Origin of the sequence: Agathobaculum sp. (assembly GCF_034098985.1) — a bacterium.
Lineage (GTDB): Bacteria > Bacillota > Clostridia > Oscillospirales > Butyricicoccaceae > Agathobaculum.
The window spans coordinates 23,921-43,495 of the sequence record NZ_JAXEOA010000016.1; the positions used below are offsets into that span (position 1 = coordinate 23,921).

The 19,575-nt window shown below is 60.2% G+C and carries 12 protein-coding genes and 1 riboswitch; of the genes, 2 read left to right on the top strand and 10 right to left on the bottom strand.

Features of this window, described 5'->3' with window-relative positions:
- Window positions 1-5 precede the first annotated feature (5 nt).
- Both SO058_RS05085 and SO058_RS05090 read right to left on the bottom strand, forming a co-directional pair.
- Complete coding sequence (locus SO058_RS05085; RefSeq protein ID WP_320841910.1) at window positions 6-821, bottom strand: helix-turn-helix domain-containing protein; 816 nt, start codon at window positions 819-821, stop codon at window positions 6-8.
- 353 nt (window positions 822-1,174) lie between these two features.
- The gene (locus tag SO058_RS05090) at window positions 1,175-2,251 is read right to left on the bottom strand and encodes a 6-phosphofructokinase (RefSeq protein WP_320841911.1); all 1,077 of its coding nucleotides are present in this window, start codon (window positions 2,249-2,251) and stop codon (window positions 1,175-1,177) included.
- A gap of 195 nt (window positions 2,252-2,446) precedes the next feature.
- A riboswitch (ZMP/ZTP riboswitch) is annotated at window positions 2,447-2,534 on the top strand.
- Window positions 2,535-2,615: 81 nt separating this feature from the next.
- On the opposite strand from SO058_RS05090, the gene pflB reads away from it, so the two are divergent.
- Window positions 2,616-4,844 (top strand): formate C-acetyltransferase, encoded by a 2,229-nt coding sequence (gene pflB, locus SO058_RS05095; protein WP_320841912.1) that lies wholly within the window; start codon window positions 2,616-2,618, stop codon window positions 4,842-4,844.
- A 28-nt stretch (window positions 4,845-4,872) separates the two neighbouring features.
- On the top strand, window positions 4,873-5,571 hold the full coding sequence (pflA, locus tag SO058_RS05100) for a pyruvate formate-lyase-activating protein (RefSeq protein ID WP_320841913.1): 699 nt from the start codon (window positions 4,873-4,875) through the stop codon (window positions 5,569-5,571).
- A 31-nt stretch (window positions 5,572-5,602) separates the two neighbouring features.
- Here the strand turns inward: pflA and ppk1 are convergent, their stop codons facing one another.
- From ppk1 to SO058_RS05140, 8 genes are all read right to left on the bottom strand, one after another.
- Window positions 5,603-7,738, bottom strand: a complete 2,136-nt coding sequence (gene ppk1, locus SO058_RS05105) for a polyphosphate kinase 1 (RefSeq protein ID WP_320841914.1) — start codon at window positions 7,736-7,738, stop codon at window positions 5,603-5,605.
- Window positions 7,739-7,899: 161 nt separating this feature from the next.
- Complete coding sequence (cysS, locus tag SO058_RS05110) at window positions 7,900-9,318, bottom strand: cysteine--tRNA ligase (protein ID WP_320841915.1); 1,419 nt, start codon at window positions 9,316-9,318, stop codon at window positions 7,900-7,902.
- 297 nt (window positions 9,319-9,615) lie between these two features.
- The gene (locus tag SO058_RS05115) at window positions 9,616-12,687 is read right to left on the bottom strand and encodes an EAL domain-containing protein (RefSeq protein WP_320841916.1); all 3,072 of its coding nucleotides are present in this window, start codon (window positions 12,685-12,687) and stop codon (window positions 9,616-9,618) included.
- 32 nt (window positions 12,688-12,719) lie between these two features.
- Window positions 12,720-13,505 carry an extracellular solute-binding protein gene (locus tag SO058_RS05120; RefSeq protein WP_320841917.1) on the bottom strand — a complete coding sequence of 262 codons (786 nt, stop codon included), beginning with the start codon at window positions 13,503-13,505 and terminating at the stop codon, window positions 12,720-12,722.
- The gene (locus tag SO058_RS05125) at window positions 13,487-14,170 is read right to left on the bottom strand and encodes a hypothetical protein (protein ID WP_320841918.1); all 684 of its coding nucleotides are present in this window, start codon (window positions 14,168-14,170) and stop codon (window positions 13,487-13,489) included. Before SO058_RS05125 ends, SO058_RS05120 begins: the two co-directional genes overlap by 19 nt.
- Before the next feature lie 117 nt (window positions 14,171-14,287).
- Complete coding sequence (gene mfd / locus SO058_RS05130; RefSeq protein ID WP_320841919.1) at window positions 14,288-17,746, bottom strand: transcription-repair coupling factor; 3,459 nt, start codon at window positions 17,744-17,746, stop codon at window positions 14,288-14,290.
- 92 nt (window positions 17,747-17,838) lie between these two features.
- Entirely contained in the window at window positions 17,839-18,285 is a 447-nt protein-coding gene (nifU, locus tag SO058_RS05135) for a Fe-S cluster assembly scaffold protein NifU (protein ID WP_320841920.1), read from the bottom strand.
- A gap of 17 nt (window positions 18,286-18,302) precedes the next feature.
- Entirely contained in the window at window positions 18,303-19,541 is a 1,239-nt protein-coding gene (locus SO058_RS05140) for a cysteine desulfurase family protein (RefSeq protein ID WP_320841921.1), read from the bottom strand.
- Window positions 19,542-19,575 lie beyond the last annotated feature (34 nt).

Here is a 19,575-nt window from a genome sequence, read left to right on the forward strand (position 1 = left end):
GCTTTTTATACCCGCGCCGGATGCAGCTTGCCGATCACTGCGCCCAGGCTTACAAACTCGTCCTCCGGCAGCACTGGAATATTGGGTACCGCCCGGTTGATCGTGTCCAGCCTTGTCCGTCCGCGCTGAATATAAAGCTGGCGGATATACGCCTGTCCATTTAAAAGAAACGCGCCGATCTCCCCGTGCTTGACTTTCCGGTGCGATACGCCCAGAATATCGCCCCGGGCATAGGCAGGGTTCAGCGCGTTCCCCGTCATCACAACCGCGAAATCAGCCTGTGCGGCAAGCTCGTCCGCCCGCACTGCGATGCGGCGTGTCACAAATGAATCAAACGTCTGCCGGGTGGTCTCGCGCGGCACCAGATAATGGCAAGGCAGAGCGACCACTTTCCCACTGTAAGGCTCGGATTTATCAATCGTTTCACATACAGCAACCAGCCGCTCGGTCACTTCCTTGTCCCGCTCGTTCAACCGCCGAAACCCCTCCACCAGCGCAGTCTCCCGCTCACTGAGCGTGATAAAACGGCAGTGGGCATCGAACGCGCCGATCTCATGCTCAGGTTCGGGAAGCATATGATCGTCCAGCAGATAGCGGACGGGCACGTTGAAAAAACGCGCCAGCTTTTCCATAGTCTGCAATGCGGGCCGGTGCGTCGCGCCGCACAGCAGTTTATTCAGCGTAGAGCGGGGAACACCTGTCTGACCGGATACCTGCGCTGTGGTCAGCCCGGCCTGCGCTTTCAACTCATGAAGCTTTTCGGATATTGTCTTCCTTCTATTATTATCCATACTCGGCAAATTTTTACACTCATGCTGCATATATGCCTCCACAGAATTGACAGTACACCACAAAATACGGTATGGTAACGTTAGGTTCACAAGCAAGATAAAGGAGGAGATAGATTTATGTGTCTACAAGCGTTCCCTGTTCCCAGCGATTCTGATGCTGCCATTTTAAGCGAAATCGAAGAGCTGCTCCGTTACGCACAGCAGAATGATGTTTCCCCGGTGCATCTGCCTGATATTGTAAGGGACTTTTTGTATGAAAAATACACGCTCTCTATTCAATAAAAGAAACTATTTACCAGTTTATTCTGTTTGAAAGCAAAATGCAACGCTATTTTTGTCGAAATAAAGCGCCGGGAGCAATTTCCCGGCGCTTTTTATCGTTTTTAGTCTCCCATGGAAAGACCGAGCGAACGCGCAGCCTTGACAATATCGGAATCGGGCGGCACGGTCTTAAGCTTGCCCGCTACCTTGGAGAGCGGCACGGGTACGATCACGCCGTTTTGCAGCGCGACCATGTTGCCGAACTTGCCGTCCCGGATAAGCTCGGCCGCGGCCACGCCGAAGCGGGAGGTCAGCAGGCGGTCGGCCGGGCAGGGCGCGCCGCCGCGCTGATAGTGCCCCGGGATGGTGACGCGGATCTCGTGCCCGGTAAGGGCCTGCAGCTCGTCCGCCATTCGGTAGGAGATGGAGGGGTACGGCATGTTCTCTCTCGCCGCTTTAAATTCCTTTTTGCTCATTTTGGCCTCTGCCTGGCTGATCGCGCCTTCGGCGACCGCAAGGATCGAGAACCGTTTGCCGCTCTTTTCGCGGCGGTTGATCGCCTCGGCGATCTTTTCGGGCGAATAAGGGATCTCAGGAATGACGATCACGTCCGCGCCCGACGAGATACCGGCGTAAAGCGTCAGCCATCCCGCCTTATGCCCCATTACCTCGACAATGAACACGCGCGAATGGGAAAACGCGGTCGAGTGGATGGCGTCGATAACGGTCGTCGCGATATCGACCGCCGACTGGAAGCCGAACGTCAGCTCGGTGCCCCACAGGTCGTTATCGATCGTCTTGGGCAGCGTGACCACGTTCACCCCGTTTTCCGACAGGAGGTTTGCCGTTTTATGGGTGCCGTTGCCGCCGAGGATGACCAGGCAGTCGAATTCTTCCTTTTTAATAGTGGCGAGCATTTTATCGAGCTTGGTCTGCTCGCTGTCCTCATCGGCCTTGAGCATCATTTTAAACGGCTGCCGCGACGTACCCAGAATGGTGCCGCCGACCGTCAGGATATCGGAAAACTCCGAGGGCTTCATCTGGTGGCAATCGTCTTCGATTAGGCCGCGGTAACCGTCCCGGATACCCCATAACTCGGCCTTGTCGCCCAGCTCGTTCATCAGCGTTTTGGCCACGCCGCGTAGCGCCGCGTTTAGGCCCTGGCAGTCGCCTCCGCTTGTCAGCATGCCGATTTTCATTATTGCTCCCTCCTCGTTGGCTAATCTTACCTTAACTATACGCTATTTTAGCCCGCTTGCCAAGAAGCAAACCAGTATTTTGTAAAAAGTACCCCTTTCTGCCGTCCGGTATGAGAATTGTCGGTTTTAGGGCTTTATTTTTGTGCGCTTCGGCAATTGCGCGCCGCGCCCTTTCTGTGTTATTCTGAGTACAGACAAGCCCCCTGCGACTGACGGACAAAGGTGGAGCATAAACCACCGTGAAACAGGGGCGCTCCATATGCCGACCGTCTGGGCAGTGTCGCGAATACGCGATGCTGCCCTTTTTTCATCCGGCGGCAGCGCGGGCGACACACGATTCATGAGGAAAAGGAGTTTCCATACAATGAATGCTTGGAACAATTTTGCACCCGGCGCCTGGCAGGACGAGATCAACGTCCGCGATTTTATTCAGAAAAATTACGTGCCTTACGACGGCGACGGCGCGTTCCTCTCCGGCCCGACGGACCGGACGGTCCGCGTGCGCGACCAGTTTGAGGCGCTGCTGCGCGAGGAAGCCGAGAGAAACGGCGTGCGCAACGTCGACACCGACACGGTCATCACCATCACCGCGTTCGGCCCCGGGTATCTCGATCAGGAAAACGAGGTCATCGTCGGTTTGCAGACGGACGAGCCGCTAAAACGCGCCTGCAACCCCTTTGGCGGCATGCGCATGGTGCGCGATGCCTGCAAGGCCTACGGCTACGAGGTCTCCCCGGAAATTGAGGAAAATTTCAAATACCACAAAACGCATAATGACGGCGTGTTCTCGGCCTACACGCCCGATGTGCGCGAGGCGCGCCACGTCGGCCTGCTGACCGGCCTGCCCGACGCCTACGGCCGCGGCCGCATCATCGGCGACTACCGCCGCGTGGCGCTCTACGGCGTCGACCGCCTGATCGCGGAAAAACAGGCGGACAAAAACCATCTGGGCGACGTGCCGACCACGGCGGAAGAAATTCGCTGCGCCGAAGAGCTGTCCGACCAGATCAAAGCTCTGAAAGACATGGTCAAAATGGCCGCGTCCTACGGGTTCGACATCTCCCGCCCGGCGGAAACCGCCAAGGAGGCCGTCCAGTGGACGTATTTCGCCTATCTCGCGGGCATCAAGGAGCAGAACGGCGCGGCGATGAGCCTGGGCCGCGTGTCCACTTTCCTCGATATCTATTTTGAGCGTGACCTCGCTTCCGGCGCGCTGACCGAGAGCGAAGCGCAGGAGATCATGGACGATTTCGTGCTGCACCTGCGCATGGCGCGCCACCTGCGCACGCCCGAATATAACGAGCTGTTCGGCGGCGACCCGATGTGGATTACCGAGGCCGTCGGCGGCGTGGGCGAGGACGGCCGCCACATGGTCACCAAAAACTGCTACCGCATGCTGCACACGCTGTACAACTTAAACCCCGCCGCCGAGCCCAACCTGACCGTCCTGTGGAGCGAGCGGCTTCCCGAAAACTGGAAGAAATTCGTCGCGCAGGTGTCCATCGACACCGACGCGCTGCAATACGAGAACGACGACGTGATGCGCCCCTACTACGGCGACGATTACGCCATCGCCTGCTGTGTTTCGGCCATGCGCGTGGGCAAGGACATGCAGTTCTTCGGCGCGCGCACCAACCTCGCAAAGCTCGTTATGATGGCGATCAACGGCGGGCGGGACGGCATCAAGTTCGATCAGGTCGGCCCGGAAATGCCCGTTTATGAGGGCGAGTATCTTGATTACGACGAGGTCTGCCGCCGCATCGATTTTTACCGTCCGTGGCTGGCCAAGACCTATGTGTCCGCCATGAACACCATCCACTACATGCACGACAAGTACGCCTACGAAAAGAGCCAGATGGCGCTGCACGATACCGAGGTGCGCCGCCTGATGGCGTTCGGCATCGCGGGCATGAGCTGCATGGCCGATTCGCTATCGGCCATCAAATACGCAAAGGTGCGCCCCATCCGCCACCCGGAAAACGGCATCATTGTCGATTTTGAGATTGAGGGCGACTTCCCCAAGTTCGGCAACGACGACGACCGCGTAGACTCGATCGCCTGCGAGCAGGTCGAGGCGTTCTACCACGCGCTGTGCCAATATCCGCTGTACCGCGGCGCGGTACACACGCTGTCCATCCTGACGATCACCTCGAATGTCATGTACGGCAAAAAGACCGGCAACACGCCGGACGGCCGCCGAAAGGGCGAGCCGCTCGCCCCGGGCGCGAACCCGATGTCGGGGCGCGACACGTCGGGCGCGCTGGCGAGCCTCAACTCGGTCGCAAAGCTCTCTTATGAATACTGCCGCGACGGCATCTCGAACACGTTTTCCATCACGCCGGGCGCGCTCGGCAAGACGGCGGACGAGCGCGTTTCCAATCTGGTGAGCATATTGGGCGGCTATTTTGGCCAGAACGCGCACCACCTGAACGTCAACGTCTTAAACCGCGAGACGCTTATGGCGGCCTACGAACACCCGGAGCAGTACCCCAACCTGACCATCCGCGTGTCAGGCTATGCGGTCAACTTCTACAAGCTCAGCCGCGAGCAGCAGCGCGAGGTCATCTCGCGCACATTCCACGAAGCCATTTAACCCATATGTTCGGAAAGGTCGTGACGCAATGCTTGGCCGCATCAATTCGATCCAGTCGCTCGGTGCGGTGGACGGACCGGGCGTGCGCTATGTCGTTTTCCTGCAGGGCTGCCCGCTGCGCTGCGTCTACTGCCACAACCCGGACACGTGGCTGCCGGACGGCGGCGAGCAGCTCGACGCGGACGCGCTTGTCCAAAAGGCGCTGCGGTGCCGCCCGTATTGGGGCGATACCGGCGGCGTGACCGTGACGGGCGGCGAGCCGCTCATGCAGGCTGCGTTTGTCGAAGAGCTGTTTTGCAAGCTGCATGAAAACGGCGTGCACACCGCGCTCGACACCTCGGGCGTGGGCAATCTCGCCGCCGCCGAGCGCGTGCTCCAACACACCGACCTTGTGCTGTGCGACCTGAAATTTCTCTCCAAAGCCGACTACCACCGGTACTGCGCGGGCGATTTCGGACAGGTGGAGAAGTTTCTCCAACTCACCGCGCTCAAGGGCGTGCCGCTTTGGATCCGCCATGTGGTCGTCCCCGGGCTGACCGACGGGCTAGATAGCCTTCGCAGCGTGCGCGACAAGGCGCACAGCTATCCCAACCTCGAAAAGCTGGAATTTCTGCCGTTCCACAAGCTGTGCCTGGAAAAATACGACCGGCTCGGGCTGGACTTCCCCCTGCGCGACACCCCCGAAATGAACGACGCATGGCTCAAGGAACTGCTTGAAAAGCTATAAAAAGAGGAAGCTCATAGAGCTTCCTCTTTTTTTATTCCTCGATCTTGCCCAGCAGCTTATCAAGAAACCGCCGCCAGCCGGGCTTTTCGGGCGCGGGCGCCAGCGCGTGTGCAGCCGCCTGCTCCATGGCCTGCCGCATGAGCAGCGTCTGCGCGGGCACGGAATCCGGCATGGACGGTTTTTTGACGTATGTCCCGTCCGGCTGCAAAATGCGCGCCTTGACCGTGTCGTGCTGCATGGCGTACAGGATATCGTGCAGCCGCGCGCGCACCTCGGCGCTGCCGATCGGGCACGCGATCTCAACGCGCCGCTCGGTGTTGCGCGTCATCAGGTCGGCGGATGAAATATACATCTTCTCATCCGGCCCCTTGCCGAAGCAGAAAATGCGCGAATGCTCCAGATACCGCCCGACGACGCTCGTCACGGATACCTTGTCGGTCTTGCCCCGGACGCCGGGCAGCAGGCAGCAGATGCCGCGCACGATCATCTCGACCGTCACCCCTGCGCACGAGGCGCGGCTCAGGCGCTCGATGATATCAATATCGGTGAGCGAATTGAACTTCAGCAGGATATATCCCTCCTGCCTCTTGGCGATTTCGCCGTCGATCAGCGCAAGGATCTGGTTTTTAAACGCCGCCGGGGCGACCAGCAGGCGTTCGTAGCTGCCCTCCAGGTTGCCGAGCGCCATATTGTTGAAAAACGCGACCGCGTCCGCGCCGATCGCCTCGTCCGCCGTGATAAGCGACACGTCGGTATATAAAGCGGCGGTCTTTTCGTTGTAGTTGCCTGTGCCGACCTGCGTGATATGCCGCACCGCGCCCTTGTCGCGCCGCGTGATCAGGCAGATCTTCGAGTGCACCTTGTAGTCCTCAAAGCCGTAGATGATCTTGCAGCCGGCCTCCTCAAGGCGCTCGGACCAGTCGATATTGTTCTGCTCGTCAAACCGCGCGCGAAGCTCGATGAGCACGGTCACGTCCTTGCCGTTTTCGGCGGCGGCGCACAGATATTCCACCAGCTTGGCCTTGCGCGCGAGCCGGTAGATCGTGATGCGGATGGACACGACCGCCGGATCGTTCGCGGCCTCGCGCACCATCTGCAAAAACGGCTCCATCGATTCGTAAGGGTAAGAAAGCAGCACGTCGTGCCGCAGCGCGGCGCGCAGCAGGCTCTGCCCGGCGGGCAGCATGGCGGGCTGCTGCGGCTTGAACGGCGGGTCGGACAGCGCTTCGCGCCGGCCGGCGGGCAGGTTGTCGCCCAGCCCGTAGGCGTATTCCATCTTGAGAGGCGCTTTGCGTGAAACGAAGATCTGCGGGTCGGACACGTCGAAGCGGCTGCGGAAATATTCCGCAAAATGGTTGCTGATCGGCCGCGACAGTTCGACCCGCACCACCGCCAGCCGCCGCCGCGTGCGCAGCAGCTTTTCCATCTTGGCGCGGAAATCGGTCTCAAACTCGTAGGCCTCGTCGTCCGGGTTGATATCGGCGTTTCGCGTGACGCAGAACACGACCTTTTCGAGCACGTCATACATCTCGAACACCTGGCCGGCATATTCCAGCAGCACGGCCTCGATGGGCACGTACCGCACCGTTTCGCCCGGCAGCATGACGAGCGCGGGCAGCGACGCGGGCACGGGCAGCAGCCCAAGCACCTCGTTTTTCTTGTGTGCGAGCAGCGCGCCGATGTGCAGCACCTTGCCCTCCAGATGTGGGAACGGGTGGTGCGAATCGACGATCTGCGGCGACAGCACGGGCGCGATGACCGTTTTGAAATACTGCTTGATAAATTTCTGCTCCTCGGGCGCGAGGTCGGCGATCGCCATGCGCTGCAAGCCCTCGCCCCGCAGCTTCTTTTCCACATCGGAAAACGCCTTGTCCCGCCGCTCGTAAAGCGGCGCGACAGCGGCATAGATATGGCGGAGCTGCTCCTTGGCCGTCATGCCCGATTTATTGTCCACACCCGTTTTGTCAACCGCTGCGAGATCGGTCAGGCTGCCGACGCGGATCATGAAAAACTCATCCAGGTTGCTGGTGAAGATCGCGAGGAATTTGAGCCGCTCCAAAAGCGGCACGCTGTCGTCCTCGGCCTCGGCCAGCACACGCGCGTTGAACTGCAGCCAGGACAGCTCGCGGTTCTGCGTATATCCCTGTTCCCAAATCGCCTGCGCCATCCCCATAGCCCCCTTTGCCGTGGGCGTATACCGCCCATATTTTATTTCATTATACCGCAATTTCCGGGACGAACCAATGCGTTTTTTGTAAAATCCGCGTAAAATTGCCGGAGTTTTGCACCGGTGCAAAAAAAACGGACGCGTTTGCGTCCGTTTTTCTTTTATGCACGTGTCCACTGCACGCCCTGCCGCGTGTCCTTGATCGTCACGCCCATATCGGCAAGCTCGCCGCGGATGCGGTCTGCCTCGGCAAAGTCCTTGTTTTTCTTGGCCTCAGTGCGCTTTGCTATCAGCGCTTCGATCTGCGCGGCGTCCGGGTCGGCCGCCTTGTCCTCGCGCTTCTGCACAATATTCAGCACGCCTGTCAGCTCCATGAAGAGCGCGTGCGCGGCGGCGAGGAACGCTTTTGTCGCGTCATCGTGCGCGCCCATATAGGCGTTTAGCTCGCGCGTCAGCTCAAAAATGGCCGAAAGCGCGTCCGCCGTGTTGAGGTCGTCGTCCATCGCGTCGATAAATTTCTGCTTGTAAGCCGAAAGCGAGGTGAGCTTTGCTGTTTCCTCGTCCGTCATCACGCCGTCCGGCGCTTTTTCCATGCGGAACTCCATGTTATTCCGCGCCTCATATAGGCGGGCGAGGCTCGCCTTGTTCATCTCAAGCGACTCAGCCGAATAGTTGAGCGGCGTGCGGTAGTGCGCGGACAGCATGAACATGCGGATGGTCTCATAGCCGAACTCCTTGGCCGCATCACGAACCATAAAGAAATTGCCTTTGGATTTCGACATCTTCTCGTTGTCGATGGTCAAAAAGCCGTTATGCAGCCAGTAGTTGGCGAATGTGCAGCCGTTTGCGCACTCGGACTGCGCGATCTCGTTTTCATGGTGCGGGAAGGTCAGGTCGAGGCCGCCCGAATGGATGTCGATGGTCGGGCCGAGGTACTTGGTCGCCATAGCCGAGCACTCGATGTGCCAGCCCGGACGACCCTTTGAGCCCCACGGCGTATCCCATGCGGGCTCGCCCGGCTTTGCGGCCTTCCAAACCGCGAAGTCCATCGGATCCTCTTTCATTTCGCCGACCGAGATGCGCGCGCCCGCCTGCAAATCCTCCATCGGCTGGTGGGAGAGCTTGCCATACTCCGGGAACGACTTGGTGCGGAAGTACACGTCGCCGTTTTCGGCGACATAGGCGTGGCCGTTATCGAGCAGCTTCTGCACGATGCCGATGATCGCGTCCATGGTCTCGGTCGCGCGGGGATGGTACGTCGCGCGGCCGACGCCCAGCCCCTCTGCGTCCACATAGTATTCCTTGATATAGCGGTCGGCGATGGCGTTGAAATCCACACCCTCTTCGTTGGCCTTGCCTATCACCTTATCGTCGATATCAGTAAAATTTTGGACAAAATTGACCTGATAGCCGCGGTACTCAAAATAACGGCGCAGCACGTCAAACACGATGAACGGGCGCGCGTTGCCCACATGGAAATAGTTATACACGGTCGGCCCGCACGAATACATTTTGACCTCGCCCGGTGTGATCGGCACGAACTCCTCTTTTTGGCGGGTCAGGGTGTTGAATAGTTTCATCCTATCGTCTCCTTTTCGGCAGGATTTGCGAAAAAGAATCGCCTCCTGAGGCATAGCATGCCCCAAGAGGCGATTTTACTCGCGGTCCCACTCTTGTTTTTTGTCTCATTTTCCGCTGTAACGGGCAGATATCCCGCGGGGTGCTGCCCCGATGCTCCCGGGCGCACTTCGCCGGCTTCCCCGCAAGGCCTTTGCAGCTCCCGGCCCCTCTCTTGGCGGTTTCACACGGATACTCTTCCCGTTCCTCGCACATATTCTCATTTTATGCTGTCAGTATAGCAGGCGGCGGGCGCAAAGTCAAGTATCTCGGTAATCTGAACGCGGGCAGACCATCCTACGCCCGCAGGTCTCGCACACGCCTTCGTTCGCGCAGCCTGTGCCGTGGCTGTTGATTTCGCGCATGAGCTGCGCGATCTCATCCGGCACCGGCGGCGGAATCTGCCCGGGCCGCGCAATCAGGTAGCCCTGCACGTAGCACACGCCCATACGCACAATCGTTTCGAGTTCGGCGCGCGTTTCAATACCCTCGGCCACCAGCTCGATCCTGCGTTCGTTTGCATAGGAGATCAGGTTTTGCACGAGCTTCTGCTTATCGCGGTCGGTATCAATATCGCGCACGATGGACATATCGATCTTCACATAATGCGGGCTGAGCGCCAGCAGCACGATCTCGCTGTTGTAGCCCGAGCCGTAATCGTCGAGTGCGACTTTAGCGCCCCAGCCGTCGATCCGCTCTCGTTTGCGCTCGATGGTCGCCGCGCGCACGCGCTCGCCCTCGGTGATCTCAATGACCACCTGATCGAGATATTTTCCGTACAGCGCTTCAAACCGCTTGGTCTCCTCGGCAGTCATCATCTGGTTGGGGATCGAGTTGAGGAAAATGCGGCAGTCCCCTGGCATCAGTCCGCGCTCCCGGTTGTCCACATAGCTCTCCATGGCCTTGAACAGCGTCATGCGTTCAATCCAGTTGAGCTGCGATTCGCTTTCCGCGACCTCCAGAATATCCTTGGGCGACTGGAGCGTCTCCAGATCCGAACGCATCAGCCCCTCATAGGCGAAAACCTTGCCGGTCTTGGTGTCTACAATGGGCTGCCACTTGTAGAAAATCCGCTCCTGGCTGATCAGCAGCGCAAATTCCTCGCGGCAGCGCTGCAGCCGGGTTGCACTGCGGTAGGAATCCATATCAAAGTCGCCCAAATCGCCCTTGCCGTTGCGCTTGACCTCGTACATCGCAAAATCAGCATACCGGAACAGGCGCTCAAGCTGCGTGCTGTCCTTGGGATACCATGCGATGCCGCCCGACGCGCTGACCGGGAACAAACTGCCGTCCGGCAGGCGGATGCGCTGCTTATCGAGCTCGCGCTTGAGGTCACGGATAAGGTTGCGCACCTTTTGTTCGGAGTCATAGCCATAGAAGAAGACAAACATCTCATCGCCCGACTGGCGCGAAAGAAGCGTGCCCGCCGGCGTGCCCTTGGAAAGCGCCGCGGCGAGCGAGCAGATATAGCGGTCGCCGCTGTCGTGGCCATAGGTGTCGTTGACATATTTGAGGTTGTCAAGGTCGAGCATCAGCAGCGCCGCCACGCGAAGCTCCTTGGAACGGCCGTTAAACAGCTCGTGCATACGCCGCTCGAACGCACGGCGGCCGAGCAGGCCGGTGAGCGCGTCGTGGTCGCGTTCATGCTCGATCTTCTGGCGTTCGAGCGTCTGCGCGGTCACATCCTCCGCCAAGCCGATCACACGGTCGTCCGATTCCACGCAACGCAGCCGCACATAGGCCTTGTGCCCATCCAGCACGACGCGGTACGTGCATTCCTCAGTGCTTGGCGGGATGCTTTCATGACTGATCATACAGTCCTGCCGCGTTTCGAGCAGCCGGCGGAACACCGGCGAGGTCAGGCTTACCATCATGGGCGGCAGATTGAACAGTTCAAAAAAGCCGTCTGTCACAAACACGGAGCCGGTTTTTTTATTGATCTCAAAGCCCGCCATCCGCACGCTCGCCATGCGCAGGATGCCCGCGAATTTTTGTGAGGCGCTGAACACGTCCTGGCTGAGCGATTCCAGCTCGCCGGTCAGCCGGTCTATCTCCTCAATGCCTGTGCGGCGGAACTCAAGCGGCTTGTCGCGGTCGGCCTGCTCCAGATCGGCTGAAAGCGCCGCGATCGGCTTTGCCAGCTTAAAGCTGACGCCGCACACCACGGTCAGCCCAAACAGCAGAAGCACACCCGAAAGCAGGACAAACGTCCAGCGCAGGCTGCGCGAGAAGGAAAACACGTCCTTTTCGTCCGCAATGCCGATCAGCGCCCAGTGCTGCCCGGAAAACGGGGTATTGGAATTATAAAGCGATAAGTATTCCACGCAGCCGTAGGTATCGGTATCCACCTGAAAGACATTGTCTGCTCCATCCGGCACGCGCGTAAGCTCGATCTCATCCTTATTCCCGGCTTGCTGCGCCTGAAACGTTCCGCTGACCAGCACGCGCTTAAAATGCGTGCCGTCCTCGGTGACGCCCAGCACATAGGAGCCGTTCGCGCCGTCAATCAGTTCGCCGCTCGGCAGCTGCTTTACCAGATGCTCGATCGTCTGCTCGATGCCGAGCACACCGTATAGCGTGCCGTCGCCCAGCCGGAGAGGCACGGTATAGGAGATCGCCTCGCGGCTGTCGCCCGGCATTTGATAGGGTTCGCTCCAATAGCCCAGATCGGACCAGCCGATCTCGGGATGCACCCAAGCGGCATGATATGTCTTATAAAACGATAGCCCGTACCCGTTGTTTGCAAACGGATACTGCGGCTGCCAGTCGCTGTCGGTCGTAATGCCCAGCTCACTGACCAGCTCCACCGGCCCGCGCTTTAGCAGCAGGTCGCTGTTCGTGACCGAGGCGTTGCTCGCCGGGTCAAGGTCGCGCAGGTATAGGCCCTTTTTATCCTCCGGGGCGTCGAGGTCGATCTCCCCGACGCTCAGCACGATGTACGCGCCGGTGACCGAATTGCGCCGCATCAGCGAAACGAGGTCGTCCGCCGTTTCGCGCAGCACGGCTTGATAGGACTGCTTATCGCTCTCTAAACGGCTCAGGTCGATCTGGTTGGTTTTGCGCAGTGCTTCCACCGTCCGGTTAATCTCGTCTACCGTGATGCTCACGTTGGACCAGGTGCTGACCATGCTGTTTTCCAAATAGCTCTTGCGGTTTTTGACCTGCTCGGACAGCAGGTCGAGCGCGTTTTCGTCAATTTGGCGCATGATACCGCCATAGTAGATCGCGCCTACCATGACGACCAGCAGCGCGACGATCATCAGGCTGAGCGGACGAAGCAGCCGCTGCATGATCGTGCCCCGCCGGACGGTTTCACCGCTGTTGCTCCGCACACGCTCACCTGCCTTTCTGTTGTCCGTTATCCTCAGGCGGCCAGCAGCTCAAGCTTAGCTTTTGTCGCCTGATACCATGCGTCAAAATACTCGTCCGTCAGATACGGCGCCGCCGCCTCTTCGGGCGATACGCCCTTCGCAATTTCGGCCAAAACCTGCGCCCGGTCGGCCTTTGCAAGGTCAAACATTGCATATTCCAGCACATTGCGGGCTTCGGTGCCGTTTGCAAACGCCTTGGTCGTATAGAGCTGGTTATTGTTCACTGTGTCGATAGCGACCGATACGATCTGCTCGATCTCCTCTTTGTCCGCCTGCGTATTTTCGCGGATGAAATCGATATCGTTCGCGGCTTTCTGCACGGGCATATAGCCCGATTCAATCGAAAACGCGCTGTTTCGGGACGCGTCGGTGAACCATTTCAGGAAGAGCACCGAGGCGTACACCTCTTTTTCATCGCCCTCGGTGACCACCATGCCCGCGCCCTGCTGCACGGCCACGTCCTCGCCGCCCTCAAACTTGGGGGCGGGCAGCACCTGCATTTCAATGGGATAGGAGTGCTCGTCGTCCACGATGACCGCATCTGGGAAGAACGTCGCGCCAGAGGACGAGCCGACGAACGAGATCACCCCGCCCATCTTGACGTCGTCCGAGCGGAAGCGCCCGCTCGCCTCAAACCAGCCGTTGACATAGGGCACATAGTAGTTATCCCAGATCTTTTTCATGATCTCGCGGTCAAAATTCAGCACCGTCTTGCCGTCTTTCTGCGAGAAGATCTCCACACCAAACTGCTTTGCGCCGATCAGGAAGTAGTTCGCCATCGCGTCACGGCCAAAAAGGCCTTGCCGTCGCCCGGTACGTCCGGGGTCTGGCTGTCGGTCCAATCGTAATACTGCTTGGCGAGTTTTGTCACGCCCTCGATGGTCGCGCAGTCGGCAATATCCGCGCCGGTCGCCGCGGCAAATTTATCCCAGTCGGTCTTATTGAGCATGAATATCTCGGTTGATTTGGCGATCGGGAAGATCTTCAGGCTGCTGTCATCCGAAAAACGGCCCTCTTCGATATAGCCGTCCACGTAAGCGTCCAGCTCTTGCTGCGAGAAATACGGCGCAATATCGGCGACCAGCCCGAGCTGGTCGACCGCATAGGCCGTATCAGCGTAAGCCGCGAAAATGTTGGGCATTTCAGCCGCGCCGACCTTTTTGTTCGCCGCGTCCATCACGCTCGTTTGCAGATCGTTTACCGAGCCCATGCTCGATGCGGTCACGATCACGCCTTGGTCAAGCCCCTCGCTCTGGTTGAACTCATCAACCATTTTGTTGAACGCATCCTGCTGCGCGCCATTATAATAATGCCATACCGTCACGGTCACGGGGTTCTTTTTATCGAGTTTGACCGTCTTCGCGCCCGTGCCGCCGCAGCCGGCGGCGAGCAGCAGGCAGCCGGCCAGAGCCGCGGCCGCGCATCGTTTGACCAGAGCTTTCATAGTGGTACCTCCAAAAATATGCCTATTGATTAATTATACACCCCCCTCCCCCAACTTGCAATCGGTGCGGAAAGTTTTGGCAAATTAGCCGGGGGGAAAACAGGCCTTTTGTGCGATTTAAACGGTCGCGGCATACCGGCCGACCAATTCGCCCGCCATCTCAAGCGGCGCTTCGCCCTTGTTAAGCCGGAGCGACACATAGGGCGCCGAGCCTGCATTCAGCAGCAGGCGCCCCTTGTAGGCGGGGTCGCTGCACAGCGCGGACAGGCGTTTGAAATCGGTTTCCGCGAAAGTGATGAGCAGCCGCCCGTCCGCCTGCTTGATCTCGGAAATGCCCTGGTCGGACGCGCGCGCGCGAAGAAGCGCGATATCCAGCAGCGCGACCGCCTCCGCGGGCGGCTCTCCGAAACGGTCGATCAGCTCGTCAAGCATATCGCTCTTCTGCTCCTCGGAGCGGATGAGCGCGATGCGGCGGTAGAGGTCGACGCGCTGCCCCGCATCCGGCACATAAGGCTCGGGCAGGTTGGCGGAGAGCAGCAGCTCGGCCGCACAGTCGACCCGCGGCTTGGGGCTGCCGCCCTTTTCCTCTAAAACCGCCTCTTCGAGCAGCTTTAAATAGAGGTCGTAGCCCACGCTCATCATATGGCCCGACTGCTCGGGACCCAGCACATTGCCCGCGCCGCGTATCTCCAGATCGCGCATGGCGATCTTGAAGCCCGAGCCGAACGCCGCGTATTCCCGGATGGCCGACAGCCGCTTTTGTGCGATTTCAGAAAGCGCCTTTCCGCGCCGGTAGGTCAGGTAGGCGTAGGCGTGCCGCGCCGAGCGGCCGACGCGCCCGCGGATCTGATGGAGCTGGGCGAGCCCCATATTATCCGCGTTTTCGATGATGAGCGTGTTGGCGTTCGGGATATCGATGCCGGTCTCGATGATGGTGGTACACACGAGGATATCGGTCTCACCGTCGGCCATGGCGTTCATCGCCGCAGTGACCTCTTTCTGCGTCATCTTGCCGTGCACGATGCCCACCTGCGCGTCCGGCAGCTGCTGCTGCAGGCGCGCCGCGCACCGCGCGATGGATTCCACATGGTTGTGCAGATAGTACACCTGCCCGCCGCGCGCAAGCTCGCGGCGCATCGCGTCCAGCAGCACGCCGTCGTTGTGCTCCAGAACGAACGTCTGCACCGGATGGCGGTTTAAAGGCGGCTCCTCGATGGTCGACATATCGCGGATGTTGGACAGCGCCATGCCGAGCGTGCGCGGGATGGGCGTGGCCGACAGGGTCAGCACGTCCACCTGCTTAGAAAGCTCCTTGAGCGTTTCCTTGTGGGAAACGCCGAAACGCTGCTCCTCGTCGATGACGAGCAGCCCCAGATCCTTAAATTTGAGATCCTTGCGGAACAGCTTGTGCGTGCCGATGACCAGGTCGACCGACCCGGCCGCGAGCTTTTGCAAAATCACCTTCTGTTCGGACGCGGTCTTATAGCGCGACAGCAGCTCGATCGTCACCGGATGCCCCTGAAACCGCTGCATCGCGGTCAGGTAGTGCTGGCGGGCGAGCACGGTGGTCGGCACCAGGATGGCGGCCTGTTTGCCCGCGAGGATGCACTTCATCACCGCACGGAGTGCCACCTCGGTCTTGCCGAAGCCTACGTCGCCGCATAAAAGCCGGTCCATCGGCCGGTCGGACTGCATATCGTCCTTGATCTCCTGCACGCAGCGGAGCTGGTCGTCGGTCTCCTCATAGGGGAACGCCTCTTCAAACTCGCGCTGCCAATCGTCGTCCGCCGGGAAAGCAAAGCCTTTCAGCTTGGCACGCTCGGCGTAGAGCTGGATGAGCCCCTCGGCCAGTTCCTTGGCCGCCGCCTTGGCGCGTGTTTTCGCGCGCGACCAATCCGCGCCGCCTAAGCGATTGAGCCGGGTGCGCTCGGTATCGCCGCCGCCGATGTATTTCGAGATGAGGTCGAGGCTGGTCGCCGGGACATAGAGGAAATCCGTGCCCGCAAACGCGATCTTGACAAAATCGCGCTCGCCGCCGTCGACCGTCATACGCTCGATGCCGACAAACCGGCCGATGCCGTGGTGCTCGTGCACGACCAGGTCGCCCGGCGTCAGGTCGGCGTAGGATTTGACGCGGTCGCGGTTCGATTTTTTGGGCGCGGCCTTTTTGCGCCGCGCGAGCACCTGGCCCTCGGTGAGCACGATCAGGCCGAGGTCGGGGTATTCAAAGCCCGCCGACAGCACGCCCTCGATGATATGCACCTGCCCCGGGGCGGGCAGGCGGTCGTCCAGCGCGGCGGAAACGCCCATGCCGGACAGCGCGTCGAGCATGTTGCGGCAGCGCAGGCCGCTCGCGCACACCACCGCGACCGCCTTGTTTTCCCGCTGGAAGCCCGCGATATCGGCGGCCGCCATGTCGAGGTTGCCGCCGTAGGCGTTCATCTGGTTGGCGGAAAAGTTTTCGAGCGCGGCCGGGGCCAGCTCGGGGATATTATTGAGAAAGCTGTCCAGCCGCAGAAGCGGCCGGCGCTCCATGCAGAAGCCGGCGAAATCCAGCGTATAGTTTGCAAGGTCGGGCGGCATTTCGCCGCGCTCCAAAAGCGCGGTCACATCGTCGCCCACGCGGTTTGCAAAATCGCGGCAAGCGTCCCGAAAGCGCGGCGTATCCTCGATGAGCAGCAGCGCGTTTTCGGGCAGATAATCGAGCGCGGTCGCAAATTTTTCGTAGATCAGCGGCAGGTATTTGTCCGCCGCGGGCAGGCTCCCGGTCTCGCGCAGGCGTTCGATATCGCTTTCGATGTGAAGCGTCAGATCGGGGTGCTTTTTCCGGCGCGTTTTGAGCGTGTCCGCGATGCGGCCGCATAACCCGGCGATCCCCCCTTCCGCCAGATGCGGCAGCGCCTCCATGCAGGGCAGGCAGAAAAGCGTCTCGGCGGTTTCCAGCCGCCGCTGGCTTCCCACGTCGAACGTGGCGATCGAATCGATCTCGTCGTCCCAGAACTCGATGCGGTACGGGTGCTCGGCGTTCGGCGGGAACACGTCCAAAATGCCGCCGCGCAGCGAAAACTGCCCCGCGCCCTCGACCTGCGCCGCGCGCGCGTAGCCCGCGCGCGTCAAGCGCTGGAGAAGCGGCTCGAGCGGCTCGCTTTCACCGGTTTTAAGCGTCACGACCGACTGCGCGAGCGCGTCCGGCGGCAGCGTGCGCTGCAGCGCGGCGGGCGCGCTCATCGCGACGAGCTTCGCCCCCGCGATCTGCGCCAGCGCGGCCACGCGCTTCTGCTCGTACCCGCGCGACACGCCCGCGACGTTTACCATCACCAAATCGCGGTGCGGCACCTGCAAAACCGGCTTTTCGGCAAAGCCCGCCATGTCGGCGGCCAGGCGCGCGGCCGCGGCCTCGTCGTCCGTCAGCATGCACACCGGGCGCTTGAGGTCGGCCTGCAGCGCGGCCGCGAGGTGCGCCTTATGGATGGCCGACAGGCCGACCGCGTACAGCCGCGTTTCTCCCGCTTCGACCGCTTTTTTCAGCTTTTGGTATTCCTCCAGCCGCCCGATGCTTTTTGTTATTTCAATCATTTCGCTTTACCTACCGTTTTTCACAGGGTTTTGGAACACGCCAAAAGGGCAGATTTTGCAATCTGCCCTAATTGTATGTGGTAAATTTGTGCTTAATGCTCGTGGTGATCGTGTGCATGGCACGCGGCACAGTCCATATCGCAGCCGAGGATCGCGGTCGGATCCTTGCCCATGCGCTTATAGTAGTCCGCGATCGCGCTGCGAAGCGCCTCCTCGGCCAGCACCGAGCAGTGCATTTTGACCGGCGGCAGGCCGTCCAGCGCCTCGGCGACCGCCTTGTTTGTCAGCTTGAGCGCCTCCTCGAGCGTCTTGCCCTTGACCATCTCGGTCGCCATGGACGAGGTGGCAATGGCCGCGCCGCAGCCGAAAGTCTTGAACTTCACGTCCTCGATCACGCCGTCGTCCGATACTTTGAGATAGATTTTCATAATGTCGCCGCATTTGGCGTTGCCGACCTCGCCGACGCCGTTCGCGTCCTCGATCTCGCCGACATTGCGCGGGTTCGTGAAATGGTCGAGCACTTTTTCGCTGTATTGCATCGTTAATTCTCCTTATCTCAATGGCTATGCAGCTCGCTCGCCGCCGCCAGATTGGGTTTGCCGTTTTCCCACACCGGGCTCATCGAGCGCAGCGTCGAAACCACGTTCGTGACCGCTTCGATGAGGTAATCCACGTCCTCCTCGGTGTTCTGCTCACCGAGCGTCAAGCGCAGCGAGCCGTGCGCGATCTCGTGCGGCAGGCCAATGGCCATGAGCACATGGCTGGGATCGAGCGACCCGGTCGAGCAAGCCGACCCGGTCGAGCCGCACACGCCCGCAAGGTCGAGCCGCAGGATGAGCCCCTCGCCCTCGATCGCCTCAAACACGAACGACGCCGTGCCCGGCAGGCGGTTTTCGGGGTCGCCGGTGTAGTGCGTGTACGGAATTTTCATCACGCCCTCGACCAGCCGGTCGGTCAGACGTCCCACATAGGCCATTTTTTCTTCCATGCCCTCAACGGCCTCTTGCATCGCCGCCGCGAGGCCGATGCACCCGGCGGTGTTCTCGGTGCCGGAAACCAGGCCGCGCTCCTGTCCGCCACCATAGACGAGCGGCTCGAGCGCCACGCCCTTTTTGACATATAAAACGCCCACGCCGCGCGGCCCGCGGAACTTATGCGCCGAGAGCGACAGCAGATCAATGCCCATTTTCTGCACGTCGATCGGCATGTGGCCGACCGCCTGCACCGCGTCGGTATGGAACACCGCTCCCGCCGCATGGGCGAGACGCGCGATCTCCTCAATGGGCTGGATGGTGCCGATCTCGTTGTTCGCCGCCATGATGGAAACGAGCGCGGTGTCCGCGCAGAGCTCGCGCGCGAGCTGCTCGAGATCGACGCGACCCTGCTTGTCCACATCGAGGTAGGTGACGCGGAAGCCTTCCTTCTCGAGCGCTTCGCACGTGTACAGCACGGCGTGGTGCTCGATCTTGGACGTGATGATGTGCTTTCTTCCCTTCGCCCCCGGCCCGCGCATAAAGCCGCGGATGGCGAGGTTGTCAGCCTGCGAGCCGCCGCCCGTAAACACGATTTCGCCCGGTGCGTAGTCGTTTTTTTCATTGACCGGCTCGGCGGCGTTTAAGCACTTGCCGACGACCGTTCGCGCCTCATTGAGCGCTTCCTTGGCCGCGCGACCGATGCGGTACAGCGAGGAGGGGTTTCCGTAGTATTCGGTCAGCCACGGCTTCATGGCCGCGAATGCCGTTTCGGACAGCGGCGTGGTCGCCGCGTTATCCGCGTAAACAAAGCGTTTTTCCATTCTATCAGTCATCCTTTCCCTATCAAAGGAATTG

What these genes read in the sequence shown, in the direction of transcription:
- SO058_RS05085 (WP_320841910.1), bottom strand. Translation starts at nt 821, where the DNA reads ATGCAGCATGAGTGTAAAAATTTGCCGAGTATGGATAATAATAGAAGG.
- SO058_RS05090 (WP_320841911.1), bottom strand. Translation starts at nt 2,251, where the DNA reads ATGAAAATCGGCATGCTGACAAGCGGAGGCGACTGCCAGGGCCTAAAC.
- pflB (WP_320841912.1), top strand. Translation starts at nt 2,616, where the DNA reads ATGAATGCTTGGAACAATTTTGCACCCGGCGCCTGGCAGGACGAGATC.
- pflA (WP_320841913.1), top strand. Translation starts at nt 4,873, where the DNA reads ATGCTTGGCCGCATCAATTCGATCCAGTCGCTCGGTGCGGTGGACGGA.
- ppk1 (WP_320841914.1), bottom strand. Translation starts at nt 7,738, where the DNA reads ATGGCGCAGGCGATTTGGGAACAGGGATATACGCAGAACCGCGAGCTG.
- cysS (WP_320841915.1), bottom strand. Translation starts at nt 9,318, where the DNA reads ATGAAACTATTCAACACCCTGACCCGCCAAAAAGAGGAGTTCGTGCCG.
- SO058_RS05120 (WP_320841917.1), bottom strand. Translation starts at nt 13,505, where the DNA reads ATGGCGAACTACTTCCTGATCGGCGCAAAGCAGTTTGGTGTGGAGATC.
- SO058_RS05125 (WP_320841918.1), bottom strand. Translation starts at nt 14,170, where the DNA reads ATGAAAGCTCTGGTCAAACGATGCGCGGCCGCGGCTCTGGCCGGCTGC.
- mfd (WP_320841919.1), bottom strand. Translation starts at nt 17,746, where the DNA reads ATGATTGAAATAACAAAAAGCATCGGGCGGCTGGAGGAATACCAAAAG.
- nifU (WP_320841920.1), bottom strand. Translation starts at nt 18,285, where the DNA reads ATGCAATACAGCGAAAAAGTGCTCGACCATTTCACGAACCCGCGCAAT.
- SO058_RS05140 (WP_320841921.1), bottom strand. Translation starts at nt 19,541, where the DNA reads ATGGAAAAACGCTTTGTTTACGCGGATAACGCGGCGACCACGCCGCTG.